At 43.3% G+C, this 23173-nt stretch carries 19 protein-coding genes and 9 tRNA genes; 8 read left to right on the forward strand and 20 right to left on the reverse strand.

Annotated features, from left to right (window positions below; genetic code table 11):
* Window positions 1–29: 29 nt before the first annotated feature.
* The 3 genes from L0992_17375 to L0992_17385 form a co-directional block, all read right to left on the reverse strand.
* Window positions 30–1415, reverse strand: coding sequence for a histidine kinase sensor domain-containing protein (locus L0992_17375; protein XGB69810.1), 1386 nt, complete (start codon window positions 1413–1415; stop codon window positions 30–32).
* Complete coding sequence (locus L0992_17380) at window positions 1412–2077, reverse strand: response regulator transcription factor (GenBank protein ID XGB69811.1); 666 nt, start codon at window positions 2075–2077, stop codon at window positions 1412–1414. Before L0992_17380 ends, L0992_17375 begins: the two co-directional genes overlap by 4 nt.
* An 80-nt stretch (window positions 2078–2157) precedes the next feature.
* Window positions 2158–2631 carry an NYN domain-containing protein gene (locus L0992_17385; protein XGB69812.1) on the reverse strand — a complete coding sequence of 158 codons (474 nt, stop codon included), beginning with the start codon at window positions 2629–2631 and terminating at the stop codon, window positions 2158–2160.
* A gap of 302 nt (window positions 2632–2933) precedes the next feature.
* Between L0992_17385 and L0992_17390 the strand changes: the two genes are divergently transcribed.
* Complete coding sequence (locus L0992_17390; GenBank protein ID XGB70371.1) at window positions 2934–3440, forward strand: DUF4174 domain-containing protein; 507 nt, start codon at window positions 2934–2936, stop codon at window positions 3438–3440.
* 30 nt (window positions 3441–3470) lie between these two features.
* Here the strand turns inward: L0992_17390 and cobA are convergent, their stop codons facing one another.
* The 9 genes from cobA to L0992_17435 all read right to left on the reverse strand — a co-directional run bounded on the left by cobA (window position 3471) and on the right by L0992_17435 (window position 9700).
* The gene (gene cobA, locus L0992_17395; protein XGB69813.1) at window positions 3471–4241 is read right to left on the reverse strand and encodes a uroporphyrinogen-III C-methyltransferase; all 771 of its coding nucleotides are present in this window, start codon (window positions 4239–4241) and stop codon (window positions 3471–3473) included.
* A gap of 296 nt (window positions 4242–4537) precedes the next feature.
* The gene (locus tag L0992_17400) at window positions 4538–5353 is read right to left on the reverse strand and encodes a formate/nitrite transporter family protein (protein XGB69814.1); all 816 of its coding nucleotides are present in this window, start codon (window positions 5351–5353) and stop codon (window positions 4538–4540) included.
* 123 nt (window positions 5354–5476) lie between these two features.
* Entirely contained in the window at window positions 5477–5800 is a 324-nt protein-coding gene (gene nirD, locus L0992_17405; GenBank protein ID XGB69815.1) for a nitrite reductase small subunit NirD, read from the reverse strand.
* A 15-nt stretch (window positions 5801–5815) separates the two neighbouring features.
* Window positions 5816–8374 (reverse strand): nitrite reductase large subunit NirB, encoded by a 2559-nt coding sequence (gene nirB, locus L0992_17410; GenBank protein ID XGB69816.1) that lies wholly within the window; start codon window positions 8372–8374, stop codon window positions 5816–5818.
* A 679-nt stretch (window positions 8375–9053) separates the two neighbouring features.
* Window positions 9054–9127: transfer RNA gene (locus L0992_17415), tRNA-Cys, on the reverse strand.
* Window positions 9128–9193: 66 nt separating this feature from the next.
* Window positions 9194–9280, reverse strand: a tRNA-Leu gene (locus L0992_17420).
* A gap of 80 nt (window positions 9281–9360) precedes the next feature.
* Window positions 9361–9436: transfer RNA gene (locus L0992_17425), tRNA-Gly, on the reverse strand.
* Window positions 9437–9473: 37 nt separating this feature from the next.
* Window positions 9474–9547: transfer RNA gene (locus tag L0992_17430), tRNA-Cys, on the reverse strand.
* Between the two features lie 66 nt (window positions 9548–9613).
* A tRNA-Leu gene (locus L0992_17435) sits at window positions 9614–9700 on the reverse strand.
* A 348-nt stretch (window positions 9701–10048) separates the two neighbouring features.
* On the opposite strand from L0992_17435, the gene L0992_17440 reads away from it, so the two are divergent.
* Entirely contained in the window at window positions 10049–10837 is a 789-nt protein-coding gene (locus tag L0992_17440; protein ID XGB69817.1) for a lipase, read from the forward strand.
* Between the two features lie 87 nt (window positions 10838–10924).
* Here L0992_17440 and L0992_17445 read toward each other — a convergent pair whose 3' ends face one another.
* The 7 genes from L0992_17445 to L0992_17475 all read right to left on the reverse strand — a co-directional run bounded on the left by L0992_17445 (window position 10925) and on the right by L0992_17475 (window position 16916).
* Entirely contained in the window at window positions 10925–12790 is a 1866-nt protein-coding gene (locus L0992_17445) for a methyl-accepting chemotaxis protein (GenBank protein ID XGB70372.1), read from the reverse strand.
* A 324-nt stretch (window positions 12791–13114) separates the two neighbouring features.
* Window positions 13115–13188, reverse strand: a tRNA-Cys gene (locus L0992_17450).
* A gap of 63 nt (window positions 13189–13251) precedes the next feature.
* Window positions 13252–13338, reverse strand: a tRNA-Leu gene (locus L0992_17455).
* 80 nt (window positions 13339–13418) lie between these two features.
* A tRNA-Gly gene (locus L0992_17460) sits at window positions 13419–13494 on the reverse strand.
* A 35-nt stretch (window positions 13495–13529) separates the two neighbouring features.
* Window positions 13530–13603 (reverse strand) — tRNA-Cys (locus L0992_17465).
* Window positions 13604–13802: 199 nt separating this feature from the next.
* On the reverse strand, window positions 13803–15248 hold the full coding sequence (gene viaA, locus L0992_17470; GenBank protein XGB69818.1) for an ATPase RavA stimulator ViaA: 1446 nt from the start codon (window positions 15246–15248) through the stop codon (window positions 13803–13805).
* Between the two features lie 12 nt (window positions 15249–15260).
* Window positions 15261–16916, reverse strand: a complete 1656-nt coding sequence (locus tag L0992_17475) for a DUF3763 domain-containing protein (GenBank protein ID XGB69819.1) — start codon at window positions 16914–16916, stop codon at window positions 15261–15263.
* A 287-nt stretch (window positions 16917–17203) separates the two neighbouring features.
* Here L0992_17475 and L0992_17480 point away from each other — a divergent pair, with 287 nt between their 5' ends.
* The 6 genes from L0992_17480 to L0992_17505 all read left to right on the forward strand — a co-directional run bounded on the left by L0992_17480 (window position 17204) and on the right by L0992_17505 (window position 22157).
* Window positions 17204–17719 carry an NUDIX hydrolase gene (locus tag L0992_17480; protein ID XGB69820.1) on the forward strand — a complete coding sequence of 172 codons (516 nt, stop codon included), beginning with the start codon at window positions 17204–17206 and terminating at the stop codon, window positions 17717–17719.
* Window positions 17720–17736: 17 nt separating this feature from the next.
* Window positions 17737–18741 carry a low-specificity L-threonine aldolase gene (gene ltaE, locus L0992_17485; GenBank protein XGB69821.1) on the forward strand — a complete coding sequence of 335 codons (1005 nt, stop codon included), beginning with the start codon at window positions 17737–17739 and terminating at the stop codon, window positions 18739–18741.
* An 89-nt stretch (window positions 18742–18830) separates the two neighbouring features.
* Window positions 18831–19148: a cytochrome c gene (locus L0992_17490; GenBank protein XGB69822.1), complete on the forward strand. Its 318-nt coding sequence runs from the start codon at window positions 18831–18833 to the stop codon at window positions 19146–19148.
* Window positions 19149–19415: 267 nt separating this feature from the next.
* Window positions 19416–19670: a hypothetical protein gene (locus L0992_17495; protein ID XGB69823.1), complete on the forward strand. Its 255-nt coding sequence runs from the start codon at window positions 19416–19418 to the stop codon at window positions 19668–19670.
* A gap of 97 nt (window positions 19671–19767) precedes the next feature.
* On the forward strand, window positions 19768–21390 hold the full coding sequence (locus tag L0992_17500) for a response regulator (GenBank protein XGB69824.1): 1623 nt from the start codon (window positions 19768–19770) through the stop codon (window positions 21388–21390).
* 173 nt (window positions 21391–21563) lie between these two features.
* Window positions 21564–22157 carry a response regulator transcription factor gene (locus tag L0992_17505; GenBank protein XGB69825.1) on the forward strand — a complete coding sequence of 198 codons (594 nt, stop codon included), beginning with the start codon at window positions 21564–21566 and terminating at the stop codon, window positions 22155–22157.
* Between the two features lie 87 nt (window positions 22158–22244).
* Here the strand turns inward: L0992_17505 and L0992_17510 are convergent, their stop codons facing one another.
* Window positions 22245–23129: a LysR family transcriptional regulator gene (locus L0992_17510; GenBank protein XGB69826.1), complete on the reverse strand. Its 885-nt coding sequence runs from the start codon at window positions 23127–23129 to the stop codon at window positions 22245–22247.
* Between the last annotated feature and the right edge of the window lie 44 nt (window positions 23130–23173).

Consider the following 23173-nt stretch of genomic DNA (forward strand, 5'->3'; position numbering starts at 1 on the left):
ATTAACTATCTCTAGAAAAAGTACTTAAATTAATCGTCGATTGGGAACATAAGATTGACCCTGAGTCCCCCACCTTCTCTATTCTCAGCAGTAACGTGCCCATTCATCACACCCATTGCTTCTTTAACAATCGCAAGCCCAAGACCATAACCACCAGACTGTTTATCACGGGCTGACTCAATTCGTGTAAAGGGATCGAAAATCCCTGCTATTTTGTTATCAGGAATACCATCTCCGTCATCTTCTACAGATATGACGCTGTAACGTTTGTCTATGACCTGTTCATATGTAGTGACGACAACATGCGCACTATCACCAGCGTATTTAATGGCGTTACCCACCAAATTGCCGATAACCCTTAGCAACAGTCGCTCATCAATATTTACCATTGAAGTCGGAGTATCTAAATCTCCGATTAAAGTTTGATTGGTTTTTAAATCACTTTGCATTTGGGCAATCAGCATCGAACAGTAGTGCTCAAGGTGCATTAAAGCTAATTTGGAATCATAACGAGACGTTTCTAGTCTGCTGAATTCGAGGATCTCCCCCACCAGCTTATTCATCTCTGCTGTTTCATTTTCCATCCGTTCGAGTAATCCAATGCTCTTGTCATCGACCTTACTTCGTAATAAGTGTAAAGCGAGGTTTTGTCTTGCTAATGGCGTTCTAAGTTCATGAGAGACATCACGAATCAAACGACGCTGCTTTTCGGCCAATGATTTGATTTCAAACGTCATATGATCAAAATCCACCGCTAGTTCATTAAATTCTCGTGTATTTGATTTCAATTCAGAGACGACTTGCACCGAGAAGTCACCTTCCGCTAAACGTCGACTCGCTTCTCGCAAACGATCCAAAGGTTGTTGTAGCCTACGCGCCATAATTAAAGAGAATAAAGACAGGATGATGAAAGCGATAAAGACCTTCATCAAGGTCGAGTACAAACCAAACGACTTTGCAGGATGGAACCGGTGCGGTAATTGGATAACTAGGCTTTTGCCGCCATTTAAAGGTAGGCCAAATATCGGCCGATTCACAACAGCATCCAATTGATGGTCTAACGTTCTTAAGAAACGCAACTTAAATTCAAAGTGTGGGTGCATGTGCCTATGTGTGATCGGGTGATTGTCTTTTCCCAAAACAAATAGGTAATACTGCTGAGCGTTGGCCCAGTCGGCAAGTTCATCCATGTCCCCTTCTTCGATTAACACATTAGCTTGATACGCGAGGTCTAGCATCTCGTGCTTCACAGAATCTGGGACTTTCAGTAATGCCTTCATCAAGGCCTTCTCAGCTACAGCTTGAAAAATAAAAATGCTGATAATGATAATCGTCAAGTACGAGAAAAGTTGGAATGTTAAGCCATCTTTACGCTTAGCGATAAAGTCCGGGCAGCGTATCAGCTTGGCACTCATGCGCCGACCGACTCTAGGTAGCTGTAACCTTTACCACGAACGGTTTTGATGTGTTGTTTAGATAAGCCTGCTTGCACCAATTTTCGACGGATATTACTAATGTGCATGTCTAAATTACGGTCGAAGGGGCAAAGCTCTTTCTTCAAAACATGTATTTGCAGATCGGATTTAGAGACAACGATACCGTCATTTTTGATTAGATAATCAAGCAGGTCTTTTTCAGTGCCCGTTAACGGTAAACGAGAGAGCTGTTCACACAAGCCATGATTTGATGACGCTAAAGATTGTCTCTGACGCTCAAAGCCCACTCGGCGTAAAATCACCTTTATACGCGTCAGGAGCTCAGGAACATTGAAAGGTTTGGCGATGTACTGGTCAGCGCCCGCTTGGTAGCCATCGAGCATTGAAGCGTCATCATTAAGCGCGGTCAACATAAGAATGGGAGTAGCAAAACGCTGACAAATGCGTCTTGCCACTTGAATACCGCTTAGGTTTGGAAGCATTACATCGAGTAAAACCAAATCGACAGGGTTCGATTGAATAAACTCAAGCGCGGACTCACCGCAATGAACTGTATCAACGTGATACCCCTCATTTTCCAACACTTCACCCAATAATTCACACAACTGAATATCATCATCAACAACTAAAACGCGCGACATCATACAAACCGATAAATAATAATAGTTTGCATTTTAATTATCGTTATTATTGATTTCAATTATAAAATGAGAGATTAACCCTAAAGAAGGAAATCTTTTTCAATCGGTACAAATTTTGAGGCAGAATCGATAAGATTTTGAGCAGTTAATCCCGGAACACCGTACACCTCGACAGGCTTACCAAAACGTTCCTTGATTCGTTCTACGAGGATTTCAAAGTCACCGTCTCCAGATACCAGAACGATCGTATCAACCGTTTCAGCGAGTTCTATAGCATCTAAAGCAATACCGACATCCCAGTCACCTTTTGCACTGCCGTCTCGGCGCTGGATAAATGGTTTCAGTTTCACGTTAAAGCCGACACCTCGAAGGATATGGTGAAATTGGCGCTGTTTAGGATCTTGGCTAGAGATTGCGTAAGCATTAGCGGCAACAACGTTACGCCCTTCCGTGGCAACATACCAAAACTGGTTATAGTCGAAGTTAGAACGGTATTTATCGCGTGTCGTGTAGTAAACGTTCTGAACGTCGACCAAAATTGCTATGTTTTCCATAAATTCATACCTTTAGATTTTCCGTATACCCTATTCTATTCAATTGTAAAATGCGAGTCGCTTTACTCAATAAAAATGAACCTACTGGCTATCGTTAACGTAAATCTGATTATATTTAGTGGTGACCTAAGCACCTTTGGCGTAAACCTAACTATGCTTAAAGTAAGTCGATTTGTTCTGCTGTTAGATGACGCACTGTTTCGTGGGCTTCATTGACGTCACAACTGAATCGTACTCAGGCTTAGCGTATTAAAAGGAGGTTGGCTATGCTACACCGACAAACACACAAATCGTGCATAAGCATGGAAACATCCAAAGCGGCACAAGCAGTCAATCGCTCGAACGTTTGGTCTAATGTTTTAAAGGTTCTAACTATCAGTACGGTGTTAATCATGAGCTTAACCATCAACTCAGTGCTTGCCTACCCAGCTTATTCTCATTCCAGTCCACTCCCACACCGAAGCGTCATTTATTTCGCGCCAAAAGAGGACTCAGTGGTCAAAGAATTTCTAAACGAAGTGTTGATCAACAACTGCCAATTGGACGAACGTGATGTGGTTATCATGGTGATTGCAGAGAGTGGCTACACCGTACCCACTTGGTTAGAAGAAGAGTTTAACCTAGAGGCAGTAACCAGCGTTTATGAGATCCCTAAAGGGTCACACACTGCGGTATTGATTGGTAAAGACGGAAAAGAGAAACACAGATGGAATGGTAAGACAGACTGGCAGAAAATCACCAATATCATCGACGAAATGCCAATGCGTCAACAAGAAATGCAGCGACAAAGTAGCCGCTGCAGTATTTAACTCTATACAAATCGATTAAGCGTGACTTGGTTACTTGTTAAACCAATCAAGTTTTTCATGAAGCTGAGCCACGCTGCCAACAACGATCAAAGCCGGGCTTTTAGCGACGCTTGCAAGGTTAGCTAAGTCACTCAACCCACCTCGATACACCTTCTGCTCCTGGCGTGTTCCATTTTCGATTATCGCAACCGGCATGTCAGCTCGCATACCATTATCGAGTAGATTCTTCTGAATATTCGGACTCTCTTTTAAACCCATGTAGAACACGATCGTGTGATTGTGTTGAGCAAGAGATTGCCAGTCGATATCTTCGCCATCTTTCTTTAAGTGGCCGGTAATAAACTGGACGCTTTGCGCGTGGTCACGGTGAGTCAACGGGATGCCCGCATAAGCCGTAGCACCAGCAGCTGCAGTGATACCAGGAATGACTTCAAATCTCACGTCATTCTCAGCCAGAGTTTCACACTCTTCCCCGCCACGTCCAAAGATAAACGAGTCACCACCTTTCAGGCGTACTACATGTTTATTCTCTTTTGCTTTAGTGACCAATAATTGGTTGATCTGATCTTGCGGTACACAATGATGATCAAGCTTTTTGCCCACATACAGCATTTCTGCGTCTGGGTTAGCCATCGCTAAGATATCTTTTGATACCAAGCGGTCATAAACCAAAACGTCTGCTTGCTGAATCACGCGTGCCGCTTTTAACGTAAGTAAGTCTGGGTCGCCTGGACCTGCACCTACCAATGAAACAAATCCGTTGTGTACTTCTTTAACATTCGATGACGATACTTCTGACATGCTGTGCTCCGAAGGTTTGCTTGTTTTATCTCAAGCTTCAATCTATGTGATAAGTCACTGTATTCATGATGACTTATCCAAATCCTTAACCCTTAGACTATCAGGTGTTGATATAAATATTCAGTTTAAATACTAACGAAGATAGAAGTAATTATAACAAAACGATCTATTGCAGGTATTTTACTCAATACCAATCAACACCTTGATGATGCTTAAGGCATTTGAACTAAAAAAGCCCCAAACATTTCGTTGGGGCTTTCAATCTCATACTAAATTACGTTTGACCGTATTCAGAATTACTTAGCGCCTAGAGAAGGAGCTGTTTTAGCGTGAGTTAGGTATAGAGGAACACATGTCATTAGTAGACCACCAACGATGTTACCTAGGATTGTTGGGATAAGGTTGAAGTTCAACCATGTCGCGATACCGAAGTCAGCGCCAAGAATCATACCCAGTGGGAATAGGAACATGTTTACTACTGTGTGCTCAAATACTAGTGCGAAGAAGATGAAGATTGGGAACCACATCATTGCTACACGGCCAGATACAGTGCGCGCTGTCATGTTACCAATCACACCTAGACATACCATTAGGTTACAGAAGATACCGCGTACGAAACACGTGATCCATCCGTCCATACCCATGTTTTCAAAACCTAAGCTACGGCCTGTAGAAACAGCAATGAATTTTTGAGCAACAGCGTTTGGCTCTAGAGAGAAGTTACCTGTTAATGACACAGCAACTAGGAAAGCAACAATCAAAGAACCGATAAGGTTACCAAGACCAACAATACCCCAACAACGTAGGATACGGCCCCAAGTAATGCCTGGGCGGTTGTCGAATTTAGCTAAAGGAGCAAGGCCGAAAACGCCAGTTACTAGGTCGTAACCCATAACACTTAGAATAACGAAACCAACTGGGAACACTAGTGCGCCAACAAGGCCAATGCCTGTTTGTACCATTGCTGTAATAGCCACAACAACCGCTAGAGACAGGATGATACCAGCCATAGTACTTCGAATCAGAAGATCGCGAGTACTTGTTTTAGTTTTCGCTTCACCCACATCAATCATCGTTTGAACGAATTCAGCTGGTTTGTAATCAGGAGACATAATGTTGTCCTTAAAAAAGTAAAATTAAAAGTTAAAATTGGATAGGAAAAGACTCTAGTTGCCGAGTTAAGGCAATATCGAGAACTAGAACCCTTGAACTATCAAATCTTACTCATCCAAAGATTAAGCAGAGATTTCTACAGCACCTTTGGTAACACGAGTTTTGTACGCTTTCACGTTGAAGTTCTCGTCTTCCATGCACGCACCTGTTGTCAGGTTAAAGCGTTGCTTCTTAAGCGGGCTTGCCACCCAAAGCTCTTCTTTGTGCTCTACAATCAGGCCACGTGATAACACGTTAGATTGGAAGTAAGGGTCTGTGTTGCTAATCGCGAATACTTCTTCAGCTTTCGTTGGGCGGAAAACAGCTACTTGCTCACCACCAACCAATGCACAAACACCTGTACCTGGGATAATGTCTTCGATCTTACAAACTTTGGTAAATGCCATGATGTCGTCTCCCATTTAAACCAGTTCAACGTGAAGGATATCGCCCTTCGCTTCAGGGTGTTTCTCTGTGAATGTCGCAGGGCGGTGTTGTTCACGGCCATCGTCAACAAACACAACGTTTTCATCACGGTCATCAGCATTGATGAAGTGTGAGAATCGCTTAAGTTGAGCTTCATCGTTGATAGTGTCACTCCACTCACAAGCGAAGTTACCCACTAGGCCAGCCACGTCAGCTTCAAGCTGGTCGTTGATGCCAAGTTTGTTATCAACAATCACTTCACGTAGGTAGTCAACACCACCTTCTAGGTTGTCCATCCATACCGAAGTACGTTGCAGTGGCGCAGCCGTGCGGATGTAGAACATCATGAAACGGTCGATGTATTTCAACAGTGTTTCTTGGTCTAGGTCGCTTGCCAGTAGGTCTGCGTGACGAGGCTTCATACCACCGTTACCACACACGTACATGTTCCAACCCGCGTCAGTCGCGATAATACCTAAATCTTTACCTTGAGCTTCAGCACACTCACGAGTACAGCCCGACACACCAAACTTCATTTTATGAGGAGTACGGATGCCTTTGTAACGGTTCTCGATCATCACGCCTAGGCCAACTGAATCTTGAACGCCGTAACGACACCAAGTTGAACCAACACATGTCTTAGCCATACGAAGTGCTTTTGCGTAAGCTTGGCCAGTCTCGTAACCCGCAGCGATTAACTTCTTCCAGATAGCTGGAAGGTCATCTTTCTGGGCACCGAATAGACCAATACGTTGTGCACCCGTAATCTTGGTGTACAGGTTGTATTCTGCAGCAACATCAGCAAGAACGCTTAGTGCTTGAGGCGTTACTTCACCACCCGCCATACGAGGGATAACAGAGTAAGTACCGTCTTTTTGCATGTTACCTAGGAAGTTATCGTTGGTATCGTGCAACTTCACTAACTCAGGCTTAAGGATGTGTTCACCCCAGCAAGAAGCAAGGATAGAACCCGCTAGAGGCTTACATACTTCACAGCCGTAGCCTTTACCGTATTTCTCTAGTAGCTCATCGAACGTTTTGATTTCTTCGATGCGAATTAAGTGGAAAAGCTCTTGGCGAGAGTACGCAAAGTGCTCACACACGTCGTTCTTCACTTCAACACCAGCTTTAGCTAGTTCAGCGTTTAGTACCGAAGTCACTAGTGGAATACAACCACCACAACCAGTACCTGCGCCTGTTACTGCTTTGATATCACCAATGGTGTGGTGACCTTCAGCAACCGCTTGAGCGATTTTGCCTTTAGTCACATCGAAACAAGAACAGATAACTGCTGATTCAGGAAGCGAGTCTGCGCCAAGTGTTGGCTTTTCAGCGCCAGCGTGTGCAGGAAGAATTAGAGCATCTGGGTGTTCTGGTAGGTCGATTTCGTTCAGCATAAGCTGTAGAAGATCGCCGTAGTCAGACGTATCACCGACCATTACCGCACCAAGAAGCTTCTTGTTGTCTTCAGAAACGATTAGGCGCTTGTAAACTTCTTGCTCTTCGTTTTGGTAAACGTAGCTCTTACAGCCAGGAGTACGACCGTTTGCATCACCGATAGAACCTACTTTCACGCCTAGAAGCTTAAGCTTCGCAGACATGTCAGCACCTTCGAATGTGCTTTCGTTACCAACAACGTGGTCAACCGCTACCGTCGCCATTTTGTAGCCTGGAGCTACTAAGCCGTAGAACGTTTGGTTCCAAGACGCACACTCACCGATTGCGTAGATATCTTTGTCTGTCGTTTGACAGTGATCGTTAATCTCGATACCGCCACGAGGTGCAATACCTAGACCCATTTGACGAGCAAGTTTGTCTTGAGGGCGAATACCAGCAGAAAATACGATGAAATCAGTTTCTAGCTCAGTACCGTCTGCAAAGCGCATTACGTTACGAGCTTCAGTGCCTTCAGGAGCAATCTCAAGCGTGTTCTTGCTTGTATGTACGTTAACGCCCATACGTTCGATTTTTTGACGAAGTTGGTTACCACCCGCTTGGTCAAGCTGCTCAGCCATTAGCTTAGGAGCAAACTCAACAACGTGTGTCGTTACGCCAAGTGCTTTAAGTGCGCCTGCCGCTTCAAGGCCAAGTAGACCACCACCAACAACAACACCAGACTTAGAGTTCTTAGCCGTTGCTTCGATCGCTTTCAGATCTTCAATTGTACGGTAAACAAAACAGTCTTTACCTTCGTTACCTTTGATTGGCGGAACGAATGGGAATGAACCTGTAGCAAGGATAAGTTTGTCGTATTGAATTTCACGACCAGTGCTCGAGTAAACTGTTTTCTTTTCACGGTTAACGTTAATAGCACGTTCGCCGATCAGCATGTTGATGCCGTGTTTCTCGTAGAAGCCTTCTTTAACTAAAGAAAGTTCGTCCGCAGTATGGTGTGAAAAATAAGAAGAAAGGTGTACACGATCATAGGCTACGCGAGGCTCTTCACAGAACACCGTAATGTCCATGTTAGCAACATCTGTCTTCTCGACTAAATCTTCGATATAGCGATGACCGACCATCCCGTTACCGATTACGACTAGCTTCATCTTGCTCATAAGAATTCCTGAAGGTTATATATTTCTTAACTGAGCGAATAATGAATTATGAAAGAAAATGAAAATATGATGTAAATCAATTACGAAATCGAACTACCCAAAAGGGGTAGAACAAAAGAGGTAGAAGTGGCTAGTTTTACGCCATAGCAAACGAATAACCATAGACTTGATAAGGTTTAGAAGCGTTTTATAGGCAATTTCACACACAAGCATGCTTGTTGTAATATTTCATAATAGACTAGCAACAACGCAAGTAAATGACAATCATTTTCATTTGCAGTCATAAGAAGTGTAATAACTCATGAAAGCGTTACAAGTTCATGAGCAACTGTGTATAAATGTGAAGAACTGGATGACCAAAACACAGCCGTCCCGCTCCCCTCCCCATCGATTCCATTTACAAATCGCACACTCGATTAACTTGGGCTGTCTTGATGAACTACTAGCAGTTTTCTTTAAACGACTTTCTCAAAAATACGTTTGGGGCAACTTATACAACCAATGCAATAAAGCGCCTTGATAGCGTAGAACTCCGTAAAGCAGAGCAATCAGATTGAGTCATCTAACCAGAAGTGCGATTCAATGAATGGACAGCGTTAGAAATTAGGAAAGCGCGAAGAAATGGAATTTCAGATAGCAAAAAGGCCAGCATTTCTGCTGGCCTTTCAACGTTGAATCGTGGAGGCGCTTCCCGGAGTCGAACCGAGGTCCACGGATTTGCAATCCGCTGCATAGCCACTCTGCCAAGGCGCCTTTGTAGTGATTTAAGAGAACAACTCTTTGTTCATCACTCTACTTAAAAAGTAGAAGCAAGATAGATGGTGCCCCGGGCCGGACTTGAACCGGCACAGCGCGAACGCCGAGGGATTTTAAATCCCTTGTGTCTACCAATTCCACCACCAGGGCACGCAATTCTTTATTGCGATGCCGATTACTGAAAAGTAAAACACCATCTTAATGTCGAAATGAATCAACATTACAAAATTTGGAGCGATACATCGGGTTCGAACCGATGACCTCAACCTTGGCAAGGTTGCGCTCTACCAACTGAGCTAGTATCGCATTTTCATTCATCAGCTTCCTAAAATGAAAGAGAGAATGGAGGCGCCTCCCGGAGTCGAACCGAGGTCCACGGATTTGCAATCCGCTGCATAGCCACTCTGCCAAGGCGCCTTTATAGTGATTTAAGAGAACAACTCTTTGTTCATCACTCTACTCAAAAAGTAGAAGCAAGATAGATGGTGCCCCGGGCCGGACTTGAACCGGCACAGCGCGAACGCCGAGGGATTTTAAATCCCTTGTGTCTACCAATTCCACCACCAGGGCAACGCAATCTTGCGATGCTGATTACTGAAAAGTAAAACACCATCCCTCAGCGACCTAAGCCGTGAGAACGAGGTGTACTTTAACGGATGGATAAAATTCGTCAACCATAAATTTTATCTTTTAATTCAAGTGATTAATTATCACTCTCCAAAGAATAAATTTAGTGCAGCTTGTACGGTTCTTATACGTTGATCTCTAGTTTTATAACGCTATTTACTAACTAGGATTAACTTAGGTTACAGCAGCCTATTTGGATTTTTCTCTAACGAATCAAGTAAATGGTGTTTTCATGTGCTTTTCATATTCAACGACTAGAGTTCTAAGTAACTCTTATTAAGAAGCAAACATGTGAAGCCACTAAAACGATACCAATATGAGCGCTACGCCGTTCTATGTAACCTAGCCTACCCTAGAGTTTTTAAGCAAACTCGATATGGTTTCGACCCTAATGGACAGCGCATCATAAAGAACCAGTTTGGTAAAACCATGATTCGAGTGCTTTGGAGCAGCGACAAAGATGAAGTGGTTGTGGTTATTAAAGGATCACACAGCGTGTCAGACTGGCTGCTTAACTTCGCCCTATGGACAAGAAGCTGCAAAAGGATTGGACTCAATTACCGCGTACATGCTGGCTTCTATCATCTGATGTTTCAGGAAAGCCAACCAAACCGTAATGAAGATAAGCTTGGCTTAACGGTAATTGAACGCTTGGAAGCGACGCTCATCCCGCTTTTAGAACAAGGCAAAAGAATCTCTATTACTGGTCACTCATCCGGTGGTGCTATTGGTTGTGTGTTTGCTGACTACTTTGAGCAAAAGTATCCAGGCTGCATTAAGCGAATCGTCACCTTTGGGCAACCTGCGATTGGTGATTGGAGTTTTCGAAAGCACTATCGCTTGAGTAAGAAGACCTACCGCATCTGTTGTGATATCGACATCGTGACCTTCATGCCGCCCGTGCCTTTACTGTATTGGCATGTAGGAAAGGTACTTTGGCTCTACAACGGCAGAATCTATGAAAACACTCCAACGTTTATTCGCCTTGGACGTTCTATTTTTAGTTGGTTAATAAGACCTTTCTCTTACCACTTGATGAGCAAGTATATCCGCAACACAGATTTCTTTGATAAACATTGAACGTATAATTTAATAAAGAAAGAGCGCAGACTTATTACGGCCTGTGCTCTTTTTAGTCTCTAACTTATGTTGGTGTCTGTTTATCTATTAAAGCTTGAATCGTGACAACTCTTGCTTCAAATCGCTGGCTAAGTGACTGAGCTGATCCGCTTGTGAAACAGCGTCTGTTGCGTCGAGTGCCATAACATCACTCACTTCACGTACAGACTCAGTATTAGCATTAATTTCCGCAGTAACCAGTGATTGCTCTTCAGCAGCAGAAGCGATCTGAGTCGCCATGTCGCTGATCATCTGAATCGCTTCACGGATTTGCGCCAAGCTCTCTTCCGCCATGTCCACATCGTGCACGCTTGTCTTCGCCATATCATGGCTTTGTGTCATGACTTTCACCGCACCATTGGTCGCTTGTTGCAATCGCTTGATTTTGTCTTCAATTTCTTCTGTTGAAGCATGAGTTCGCTGAGACAGCACTCGAACCTCATCAGCAACCACAGCAAAGCCACGACCTTGTTCGCCAGCCCTGGCGGCTTCAATCGCTGCATTAAGCGCTAACAAGTTAGTTTGCTCGGCTATTTCACGTATTGTCGCTAAGATAGAGGCAATTTGCTGACCATGTTCTTCCAACTCACTAATGATAGACACGGCACTTGTGAGCTCGGTTGCTAGTTCATTAATTGATGATTGGCTTTTTGCCATCTGCTGGAAGCCTTGCTCGCTCAATTCAACCGAGTGAGTCGCGCTTTTGGCTGTGTTATCAGCGTTAGCGGCAATTTCAGAGGTCGCTGTCGCCATTTCTGTCACAGCGGTTGCCACCATGGTTATTTCGTCTTGCTGCCTGCTTACACTATCACTGCGCTTCAACGCGCTGCTATTGGCGTGCTCTGCACCATTGTTCATTGCAGTTGAAACTTGTGTGACGTTCGTCATCATTCCATGAAGTCGGTCTACGAACACATTAAACTTATCAGCGAGTTGCCCTACTTCATCTTTGCTCGATACTTGAAGGCGCTGCGTTAAATCTCCTTCGCCTTCAGCAATATCCGCCAGCGCTTCGCTCACTCGTCCTAACTCCACCAGCTGTCGAGCAACAAACCAAGACGTTGCCACTGCCATCACGATCAAGACAATCAAACCAGTAGTAATTTGGCTGATCAACATGTCGAACAACGGCTGTTCTAAAACCTCTTTGTCCATTTCAATCACAAGTAGCCAGTCCGTGCCTTTAATAGGTTCGGCCATTAGCACTCGTTCGCTACCATCAACTTGAGTAAAGATCGTCGTTAGATTTTGTGCGGCACTGTTCAAACCAGAAACACTGAGTTCAGGCGCAATCTCAGTCACTTGTTTGAGAATGAACTCAGTGTTTTGGTGCGCAACGACCGTGCCTTCCTTATCAATGAGAATCGCACGTCCATTACCCGGAACCTGAATCGCCAATACGTCCTCGATCAGTTTGTCTAATGCTAAATTAGACGCAACAACACCGATGATCGAGCCATTCTCCGTGACAGGATCAGTAAGTGTTACCACTAACGCTTGCATTGTGACGCTAACATACGGCTTTGTAGTGACGGCTTTATTCTGAGCTAAAGTCTCTTTGTACCAACCTCGGACTCTTGGGTCATAGCCCGCTTTATTAAGCGAAGGGTCATGACGGAACATCTCCCCCTCTTTATTACCGTAATAACTTAACCCAAAGCCACCAGATACAAGAGTTTGACGCAAATGAGGTACGATATCTAAGGAAGGGTTTAGCTGTACCTGTTGCTGTAAGCCATGCACTGCTTGTTTCTTATCGTGAAACCAATCACTGATCCCTTTCGCGTGTGCATGCAGTGTGTTACGACTCTCGCTTTCTATTGCTTGCCAGCTGTTGTTTTGAAAGGTTTTATAACCCATGAAAAGAAGAATGGCAGATGTCACTGCAATCGCTAAAACTACGGAGAAAACCATCTTTCTCTTTAGACTAAATTGCATATTAAGAACCTCTTATAGAACGATTAAAGAAATATAAAGAGGAACACTATCACTCATAGTCATGTTTTAATTAGGGTTATCCCAAAAAACCATGAAACAAATTGAGCATTATGTTTAATTGTGACTTCTATTTATTTACGGGTTTATCAACGACACATGAATTGTAGATTTAATCGAAGATAACTCAGGATGGAAAAGATAATGAAATGGTGAAGCAAGTTGTTAAAAAAAATAGTGACTCAAAGATAGGAAAGCCAGAAACGAAAAAACCAGCCACTAGGACTGGTTTTTTCTGAATGATGGAGGCGCCTCCCGGAGTCGAACCGAGGTCCACGGATTTGCAATCCGCTGCATAGCCACTCTGCCAAGGCGCCTCAATAGTGTTTTAAGAGAACAACTCTTCTGAATGCTACCTAGAGAGGTAACAACCAAATAGATGGTGCCCCGGGCCGGACTTGAACCGGCACAACGCGAACGTCGAGGGATTTTAAATCCCTTGTGTCTACCAATTCCACCACCAGGGCACGCAATTCTTTATTGCGATGCCGATTACTGAAAAGTAAAACACCATCTTCATGTTGAAATAAATCAACATTACAAAATTTGGAGCGATACATCGGGTTCGAACCGATGACCTCAACCTTGGCAAGGTTGCGCTCTACCAACTGAGCTAGTATCGCATTTCATTATTCAACTCTAGAAATTAGAGAGATAATGGAGGCGCCTCCCGGAGTCGAACCGAGGTCCACGGATTTGCAATCCGCTGCATAGCCACTCTGCCAAGGCGCCTTTTTAATTCAACACTTTAGGGACTTAAGTAAGCCGCACCGCTGTGTTCGGGTGCCTACTTTACGGATTGAGAGGAGATAGTCAAACAAAAAAGTGAATTTAAATTCCGTTTGCTGACATTTAAATCAAATTGCTGCATGTTCGATCTCTTCAATCAAAAAACACACAGCAAAATCGAGTTATATAAGATGTTCTAGCGTTACCACTTCTTCATGAAACGACCAACTAAGCTTGGGTGATATGCCCAACAATGGTCAAACATGGTCATGAGTTGAGGGTTACCGTACTTAGATAAGCTCACTGCATGGAAACGGTTTTTGTGTTCTTTCAGCTTTTCGACTTGAGCGATCATCTCGTCTGACTGCTTAGGCGCAATAAAATCAGAAAGCACAATCAAATCTGCGTTTTTGTACTTATCACCCGTCATCAAATCAATCGACTTCATCAGCACAGGTTCTAAATCCGTACCACCGTGGAATGAGTAACTTAAGAAATCACTTGCCTCACGCAGGCCATCTTGTCGTGTTAGCTCATAGGTGATCTGCTCAGAAGAGAACAGAATCACGTAGCAGTCTCGTTCTTCCGCAAGAGCGATTTGCATCAAAGCATAAGCCATTGCTTTGGCAGATTGCTCTGGGAAGCCACTCATCGAGCCAGACGCGTCCACACAAACGATAAATGGGCCTTTTTCGATATCAACGTTCTTGCTATCCGGCTTTTGCGCCTTCACTTTGCGTAACGTACGAGATTTACCTTGCGAACGGTAACTGAGTAAGCGCTTGTCAGCCAAATGCTTGTAGAAGATAACTTCGAGTTCAGGATAAGCTAGGAACATAGTCTCGTTTGGCAACATCTTGTTGAGGTCATCACTTTCGTGAATCCCGACAATGTCATCAACCGCTTCATCGCTTTTCTCTTCGACCATCTGCAGCTCTTCTACAGGGGCTTTGTGTAGCGAAGGATCATCTTCTTCACCCGCCATGCGGCCAAGTTTTTCGGCGATTTCTTGTAGGCCTTTATGCTTATTTAAGAATTCAGCATGACGCTTCATTACGGTTAAGTCAGTTTTACTTAACTTAGCCGATGCCATATCCCACAAGCGCCCTACGCTGCCTTCATCACCAGATTCAGTCACTTTATCCATGTTTTTCATGGTTTCCATGCGTTGGTATAGATCGGCTAAGACTTTCTCTTTGCTGGTTTCAAGTTCGGTAACTTGCGCTTGCTTGATTGCGTCAGACAGTGATTGATACCACTGATCGCAGAAATAGTGTGGGAACATCGCATTGTAAACGCCTTTGTTGTGTTCCATCAGACGTCTTGCTTGAAGGTAAAACGCTGAGTGCCACTCCAATTTTTTGATGACACTGTCAATCTCATCAAAAAACTGGGGCTCATCCCAGTGAATGACTTCTTGGTAAAGTGCGATTTCTTCTTGGAATCGGTCGGTCTCACATACCTTGGTGACGCGTTTTTTCACTTTACCGCGCCATTTCACCAAGTGATTTTTTACCGACGTTTTCACGCCTTTGTTCTCAGCAGCCATCATGACCTGAGAACGAGCGATGAGATCATTCATCGCTGTATCTATGATGCCTGAGTCAGCAACCATTAAAGCAAGGTTTAAGCCGTCTGCTCCTAACATACTTGTCTCCCCTTACTCGAAGTACTGGCTCATAAACTTAATGCGCTGTGCGATCTTGCTGCTCTTCACCTTTGTGGTTTCCAAGTCTTGTGTAACTGCTTGTAAGCTTGATTCCATCGCTTTAGGGAGCTCTGGGTCAATATAGTTATGTGGCAACGCATCATGGAATTCAGTACGAACTCGTTTCAACTTAAACTCGGCCTCTGTGAGCTGCTCTAACGCTCTCTCTGCGCCAGTTAGCCACTTGTTGTAAAGCTCTTGGTCCAAACCGTCGGTTGTCACGACACTGACTAATACCGAGCGATTCGCGATATCTTTGATAACCAATTGGTTTGAAGCATCAAGATCCAGCTTTAAGCGACAGAGGTTTTTGTTTTCGTTCACGTAGCCGTAAATGTCGCCATGGCCTTCTTTAAGCACACGGTCAAAATCGTCTTTGGCTACGTATACCCAGCGGCTATCGCCTTTTTCAGATTCAGACACTGACATGTTGCTTTGCAGTAGAACCAGTTTTACTAAGTTGTATGCGCTACCCACGCTGTACATCTTCGCGTTCTTGATATCGTTCTGGTAAACGTCTTTACGTAGCAAGCCACTGGTAGACTCCATCGATAAAGACACAGACAGCGTCGATTCAACGTCGTCCTGAATTTCTTCAAGCTCTTCACGAGACATTTCGATTTGCGCTTTTGACTCTTGCTGATCGAACGCACGGTTCAATGCAAAGTCTTTAACCACGCTACGAACCACATCGCGTGATTCTGGGCTGTGCCATAAACAGTCTTGTAGAAGCATGATATCCAGAGGGTTCACACTGTCTCGACCGCTAAAGAAGGCACTCGCTTTCAATAGCTTAACGGCTTTCTTCCAGCGTCTATCTGATACGTACAAGTCAGACTCCGATGCTGAACCTTGCTTCTTAACTGTTTCCTCAAGCATGGTTTTCAGTTCATACAGCTTGTTAAACGAGTTATCGGTCAGCTCTAGCTTGTCGAGCTCTTTCTGCCATTGATGGTATTCAATATCAGTGATCGCCAAACCTTTTGGAATCACAGCTTCTTGAGATGTCCCAGTCGTCAGCATCGATTTGAAGTTTTGTTTGTTTTGAATACGGTTTACAAACACGCGAACCAACATACGGTCATAAAGCGCTTCTAGGCCGCTGTCTTCGTCTGGAAGTTCATTCGATGCAGAAACTAACAAACGCATTGGTACACGTTCGATATCGCTGCCGTTTTTGAAGGTTTTCTCGTTAACCACAGTTAGAAGTGTGTTTAGGATTGCAGGGCCTGCTTTCCAGATCTCATCAAGGAAAACAACTTGTGCTGTTGGTAGGTAGCCTTCGGTCAGTCTTACATAGCGACCGTTGTCTTTTAATTCTTGGATACTTAGCGGGCCGAACACTTCCTCTGGCGTAGAGAAACGTGTCATCAGATATTCGAAATAGCTGCTGTTGTCAAAAGCTTGGATTAGGCGCTTAGCGATAAGACTTTTTGCGATGCCCGGAGGGCCTAATAGGAATACACTTTCGCCGGCGAGAGCCGCCAGTAAACAGAGCTTAATCGTGTCTTCTCTTTCATAGACACCATCGGATAGAGCATGCGCTAATTTATTGATTCTTTCAGAGAGTAGCGCTTTGTCAGCATGTGAGGAAATAGAAGGGTTCATGCGTTACTCCGGAAATCTTTTAACTGTTGAGAGTGTAGATATGTTTTTATACATTTGTTAGTACTTTGTTACAAGTGTATTTTATTATTGAGTTGCATTTATATCAGATGGTTAGGGTCGTAATTTTCATGTAATCATAGATTCCAAATATGAGAGTAACATCACGAACGGCGTAAAACGAAATCTAAAACTAAACCCAATTTTTCTTTTATTTTCGACACCATAGACGTTATGGTGGTGCACGTCTTCAGTTATCGACAAATTGGCAAGGAATGTGGCCAGACTGCATGAGTAAAGTTATCCATCAATGGAAAAGTATTTCTCTTATAGAAGAGAACGTGACGCTCCCTACGAACGTCGTGGTAAAACATACAACAATCAACCACCCTGGCGCGGCTGTTATTCTTCCTATCACTTCGTCTGGAAAGATTATCCTCATTAACCAATTTCGCCCTTCTCTCAAAAAGTGGCTTCTAGAGTTACCTGCGGGCACCATGGAAATTGATGAGACACCTCTTGAATGCGCACAGCGCGAATTGGAAGAAGAAACAGGTTACAGTGCAACTTCTTATCAAAGCTTGGGGCAAGTTACGCCTTTAGCTGGCTTCTGCGATGAGATACAGTATCTATTCGTTGCAAAAGACCTTAGCCTCACTACCCGCTTTGAATGTGACGAAGATGAAGTCATAGAAGTGATCGAGCTAAGCTTAGAAGAACTGCACGACAAAATACGACACGATCAAATCACCGATACAAAAACTATCGCTTGTTTAAGTAAAGCCCAACTCTGCGGCTACCTATAATACTCTAGGAGAGAAACATGGACTTTCGTTCTGATACCGTAACTAAACCCTCACAAGCAATGCGCGATGTAATGGCAAACGCAGAAGTCGGTGATGATGTATATGGTGACGACCCAACAGTAAACGAACTTGAGCAGTGGGCAGCCAACGAAACAGGCTTTGAAGCCGCGATGTTCACCTCTTCAGGCACGCAAGCCAACCTTCTCGGCTTAATGGCGCATTGTGAACGTGGAGACGAATACCTTTGTGGTCAACAAGCACACAACTACAAATATGAAGCTGGCGGCGCTGCGGTACTGGGTTCAATTCAACCTCAACCAATCGAGAACAACCCAGATGGCACTCTTGATTTCAAAAAGCTTGCTGCTGCTATTAAGCCAGACGACAGCCACTTCGCCCGCACTAAACTTTTAAGCCTAGAAAACACGATCAATGGCAAAGTACTGCCAATGTCTTACCTAGCGGAAGCTCGTGAGTTCGTAAACCAACACGGTTTGCAAATGCACTTAGACGGCGCACGCGTATATAATGCAGCAGTCGCTCTCGACGTTGACATTAAAGAGATCGCACAACACTTCGATTCGATGACGATTTGTTTATCAAAAGGTTTGGGTGCTCCGATTGGCTCTCTGCTACTTGGTGGTAAAGAGTACATCGCTAAAGCGCGTCGACTACGTAAAATGGTCGGTGGCGGTATGCGTCAAGCAGGCATCCTTGCCGCAGCAGGTAAAATGGCGCTGACTGAGAACGTTACTCAGCTTAAAGCTGACCACGAAAACGCGAAAAACCTAGCGATTGGCCTAAGCAAGCTTGAGGGCTTTTCGGTTAACCCTGACTTCATTCAAACGAACATCGTGTTCGCTAAGTTAGATGAGTCTGTTGATATCAACCGCATCGCACAAGAGTTAGGTGAAAAAGGCATTACTCTGTCGCCAGGTAACCCTGTGCGCTTTGTTACTCACCGCGACATTAGCTCAGAAGACATTTCTCGATTCCTAACGGAATTGGAAAAAGCGCTGTAACTCTCAACAAAATTCTCATCTATCGCTATTAATACTTGAGCTTCCCCTAAGGGGAAGCTTTATACTCTTGTTTTCACAGGAGTATATACGTGTACATCAAGTCCCTAGCTTTACTCATTGCGACTATCTCTTTCACCCTTCACGCAAATGACTTTGGTGATCCAGAACTTGGTAAACTGAAATCCCCGAGCTGTGTTTTTTGTCATTCAGTCACCGGCGACAACACGAATCAAAATTACCCTGACCTTAAAGGGCAAGATCCGCTCTATTTGTTCAATGCTATGAAAATGTATAAGAACGACCAACGTGAAGGTGCCTATGCTGACATGATGAAGGCTCAATTAAGCCGACTTTCTGAACAAGATATAAAAGATATTGCGGCCTATTACGCTTCATTGTCGAAATAGCGAACTATTCTATATCGAAGCAATAAATAAAACCTATCACCTTTATGTTAATTAACCAGCTCTCTACGTTCACTATATATATGAATTAACCAACTCCAATAGGTGAGTGATATTTTTATTCATACCACCCTGTCGTTACTATAAATAAATCACTCACCAACACCCCTTTTCATGGAAAACAAACTTAACATTGGTCATGAAGTTAACTGGCTAAGTAACTACCCTGACGATCAAAGATCTTACCTTGCGGAGGTTTACGTGAGCGTAATGAACGAAGACTTAGAGCAACTAATGAACGCAAGGCCTGAGCGCACAACCACCTTGCAAGTCATACACCGTATGAAAGGTGGTCTTTCATCAATCGGACATTTTTCACTAGAGCAACAAATCAAAGCGGAAGAGACAGAATTGAAATTAGGAAATAATAGTGTTGAAGAAACTAACCTCAACACTATTAAATTAATTTCACATAGCGTTAATTTAGTTGAGGAATGGCTAGAGATTAATGACGTAGGAAATTAATCGAATCGATGTAGGACTTTTCTTATTTTAACTCAGTATCGATTTTAGCTATTTCCGTTTTGTTACAATTAGCTAAATTTGGTCAACAGTTAAAATAATGAATAAAGATATTAAAAAATATACGGTATTGGTTGCAGACGACTCGCGTTTGGTTACAAGCAGTGTAACCACAATCTTGCGCCAAATCGGCTTTGAGTCCATATCTTATGCATACAAACCTTTCGACGTGATTAATCAATGCCGTCAGAACGCGTTTGATATTATTATCTGTGACTATAACTTCCAAACCCAATTGACTGGCTATCAGCTTTTGGAAGAGCTAAAGCACGCTCAAATCTTAAAGTCGACCACGGTTTTTATGTTCCTCACGGGCGAAAATGATTATAGCGTCGTGCGCTCAATCGTGGACTCTGACCCTGACGACTACCTACTTAAACCGTTTAACAAGCAGTTCTTTATCAAACGGATATTTTCTGCCCTCAATCGAAAATTGGTTCTTGCACCTATCTTTGAAAAGTTAACTGAATTCGATTTTGCTGGCGTTGTACGTGAGTGCGATGAGCTTCAACCGTTTCATCCTGAATACTCAAAGCTTATCCGAAAATACAAAGCCTCTGCCTTATTGAAAAGTAAGCAATTTAATAAAGCTCAGGAAGAGTATGAAAGCCTTCTCGAAGAAGATGACTTAGATTGGATCAAAACTGGCCTTGCAAGCACGCTCATTGAAACAGACCAAGTGGATGAAGCAAAAGAGATACTCAGCCTAGTTAAATCAAAGAAAAATAACCCCTACTTTCACGATGAAATGTCGAACATATATTCGATCGAAGACGACCTACCCAACGCGATCGACCACTTGAAACAGTCAGCGATGTTACTCGATGCGGGGGCGCACCGTGAATTGGTGATCGCGAATTTATCTATCGCTGCAGAAGCGTATCAAGACGCTTTCACCTATATGAAAAGGTACTACGAAAAAAACATTAATACGTTCCGTGGTGGGTTTTATACCAAGATTAACTACATGCGTACTTTTCTTTACAAGCAACCGCTTGGTGGCTCAATAAACCTCTTTGAAAGGCAGCTTGCTTCGTACAACTCAATTCTCAACGATATCAGCAAAACGCCAGAGCTTATTCTTCAGGACAAACTGATTTCTGCTCATATTGCTTTGATCAAAGGCGACCTAAAGACGGCAACACTGAGTATAAAACAAGCGTTGAATTATACTTCCGATTTTCACTTTTATGACTTCTACCACCTGTGCTTCTTATTGGAACAGTGCTCTTTCTTGAGCGAAACGCCAACGTTCGTGAAAAGGTTGGAAGACAGCATTAATCAAGACCAACACCCAAGTATTATTCGTAGCCAAATTCATATGCTTAATGGTTTTAAGGAACGTCTACAAACCTCACAGCAGCACTTGAGTAATATCCGCAAAGAGATGGTGTTAATGAAATCATCGGATCGTTTAACGAAAGACAAGCACCTTGATTATTATTTAGACATTCACGACCTTTTGCCACACTCAAAAAATACATGTCTAGCAATAATCAAGCTTTCAGCGCTGCTTAACACGCCCTATGAAGGCAAACACGATATTCGTATCAAAATTAACAAGTGCAATGATGTATTGGTTAACTTACACACAAAAGATGAGCTAAACAGTATCAATTACAATCAAATCTTGTATAAAGCCCGCGGTAGAGCCACCTATTAGTAACACTGGTTTTGGAAGAGCAGTAAGGTAAAACCCTCTTAGACCATCTGATTTTCAAAATATTAAAATGTCATTTTCACCCTAACTACTATGTTTTTACATAGAATTATTGCTTATTACAATCTTAGAACTCAAAGAGACAGGATGTCACACAGCAATATTTTAGGTGACTTATGAAAAATCAGAACGTTCTAATCATAGATGAGCAACCACTTTATCGAGAAGCTCTTGCTGAGTTGGTGATGGACTCGTTAGAGGTGGACGATCTGCATAAAACCACCGATACCGAAACAATTTTAAAGCTAGTGAAAAACCAGAGTATTGACTTGATTGTTCTTGATGTGGCCTTGGTAAACAACGATGGTATGAACCTCGCTAAAATAATCAAAGCGCACGGTTATGAAGGAAAGTTACTGTTTGTTTCTTCATTAGATAGCTCAAGCTTGTCAGAGGCGGCTCAGTCATTAGGTGCGAATGGATTCCTGAGTAAGAGCGAGAGCCATGAATCCATTCGCTTCGCCCTATCCAGCATTATGAAAGGTTATTCGTTATTCAAATCAGACCAAAAGAACTGTTGCAAGAGTACTAAACTCTCTAATAAAGAAGCGATTGTGTTTGAGTATCTGATTCAAGGACACTCAAACAAGCTTATTTCAGAAAAACTGTCGTTAAGTGCCAAGACTATTAGTACTTATAAAACACGAATCCTAAACAAGTACAGAGCCAATTCAATCGTTGAACTGGTCCAACTAAACGATACACTTTAGTCTCTTTGTTCACTTGGCTGGAATAGCTGGCTTTTCGTCACCTACAGCCCTATTGATCTATTTACTTATCTAGTTGAGCCAGTGAGCCTAGTTTAAATACTTCTCCATCACATCAATGAGCAATCGATGTAGCGCGTTGTTGCGGTGGGTTTGCTTGATGTAAGCCGCAATTTTGGGGCGACCTGTCGCATAATATGATTCTGGTATTTCAATCGATTTAAAGCCTTCAATTGAACGACCAAAATTCATCATGATGGTGGCGCATCTTTGACGCTTTAATAGTCCGAGTAATAGACCTACATCCCCAACGGTGACCTTAGATTCAATTTCAAACCCTTTCTTCTCTAAAATCATTCGCACCACTTGTTTGGAGCCCTTCCAGCCTTTTAGCTCCAAGAAGATAAAAGGTAATGACAATGCCGCTTCTAACGAGTCTGCATCCATGTCATCAGGAAGCACGATGCCGACAGGTAATGAACCAACAGGTAGTTGATAGATACTCTTAGGGCACTCTTCATTAAAATTGTGCATGTACACATCGACATTGCCATCTAAGATGCTTTCGAACGGCCTGTCATTGGGACTCACGATACTAATGGGGGCGTTCGGAAACAGTTCAAACAGGTCATTCAATATCACTTCACCCAAAAAATACTGCGCAACTTGGGGCATCGAGATAGTGATGGGTTTATCATAAGTCTGCGGATCAAAAGCACTCACCCCCATACAAGACTCAAGGCGATCTAATCCAGCCTGGATCACGGGAAGCTGCTTCTTAAGGAAATCTGTGCTTTCAAAATGGTGTGCATGTCGAATAAACAATTCATCACCAAGCTGCTCTCTTAAGCGAGCAAGGTACTTACTGATGGAAGCCTCACTCTTGCCAAGAATCTTAGCTACTGGCTTAAGTTGTTGGTGTTTATCCAACAACACCAAGATACGCAGAAGATTTAGGTCTAAATCTTTATTCACAGCAATAACCCTTCATCGTAAATTCATAAACTTAGCTAACATGT

Origin of the sequence: Vibrio pomeroyi (genome assembly GCA_041879425.1) — a bacterium.
GTDB lineage: Bacteria > Pseudomonadota > Gammaproteobacteria > Enterobacterales > Vibrionaceae > Vibrio > Vibrio pomeroyi_A.

What these genes read in the sequence shown, in the direction of transcription:
- viaA (XGB69818.1), bottom strand. Translation starts at nt 15,248, where the DNA reads ATGTTAGGAGCAGACGGCTTAAACCTTGCTTTAATGGTTGCTGACTCA.
- L0992_17445 (XGB70372.1), bottom strand. Translation starts at nt 12,790, where the DNA reads ATGGTTTTCTCCGTAGTTTTAGCGATTGCAGTGACATCTGCCATTCTT.
- L0992_17375 (XGB69810.1), bottom strand. Translation starts at nt 1,415, where the DNA reads ATGAGTGCCAAGCTGATACGCTGCCCGGACTTTATCGCTAAGCGTAAA.
- nirD (XGB69815.1), bottom strand. Translation starts at nt 5,800, where the DNA reads ATGGCATTTACCAAAGTTTGTAAGATCGAAGACATTATCCCAGGTACA.
- L0992_17505 (XGB69825.1), top strand. Translation starts at nt 21,564, where the DNA reads ATGAAAAATCAGAACGTTCTAATCATAGATGAGCAACCACTTTATCGA.
- L0992_17500 (XGB69824.1), top strand. Translation starts at nt 19,768, where the DNA reads ATGAATAAAGATATTAAAAAATATACGGTATTGGTTGCAGACGACTCG.
- nirB (XGB69816.1), bottom strand. Translation starts at nt 8,374, where the DNA reads ATGAGCAAGATGAAGCTAGTCGTAATCGGTAACGGGATGGTCGGTCAT.
- L0992_17495 (XGB69823.1), top strand. Translation starts at nt 19,416, where the DNA reads ATGAACGAAGACTTAGAGCAACTAATGAACGCAAGGCCTGAGCGCACA.
- L0992_17390 (XGB70371.1), top strand. Translation starts at nt 2,934, where the DNA reads ATGGAAACATCCAAAGCGGCACAAGCAGTCAATCGCTCGAACGTTTGG.
- L0992_17400 (XGB69814.1), bottom strand. Translation starts at nt 5,353, where the DNA reads ATGTCTCCTGATTACAAACCAGCTGAATTCGTTCAAACGATGATTGAT.
- ltaE (XGB69821.1), top strand. Translation starts at nt 17,737, where the DNA reads ATGGACTTTCGTTCTGATACCGTAACTAAACCCTCACAAGCAATGCGC.
- L0992_17475 (XGB69819.1), bottom strand. Translation starts at nt 16,916, where the DNA reads ATGAACCCTTCTATTTCCTCACATGCTGACAAAGCGCTACTCTCTGAA.
- L0992_17380 (XGB69811.1), bottom strand. Translation starts at nt 2,077, where the DNA reads ATGTCGCGCGTTTTAGTTGTTGATGATGATATTCAGTTGTGTGAATTA.
- cobA (XGB69813.1), bottom strand. Translation starts at nt 4,241, where the DNA reads ATGTCAGAAGTATCGTCATCGAATGTTAAAGAAGTACACAACGGATTT.
- L0992_17480 (XGB69820.1), top strand. Translation starts at nt 17,204, where the DNA reads ATGAGTAAAGTTATCCATCAATGGAAAAGTATTTCTCTTATAGAAGAG.
- L0992_17385 (XGB69812.1), bottom strand. Translation starts at nt 2,631, where the DNA reads ATGGAAAACATAGCAATTTTGGTCGACGTTCAGAACGTTTACTACACG.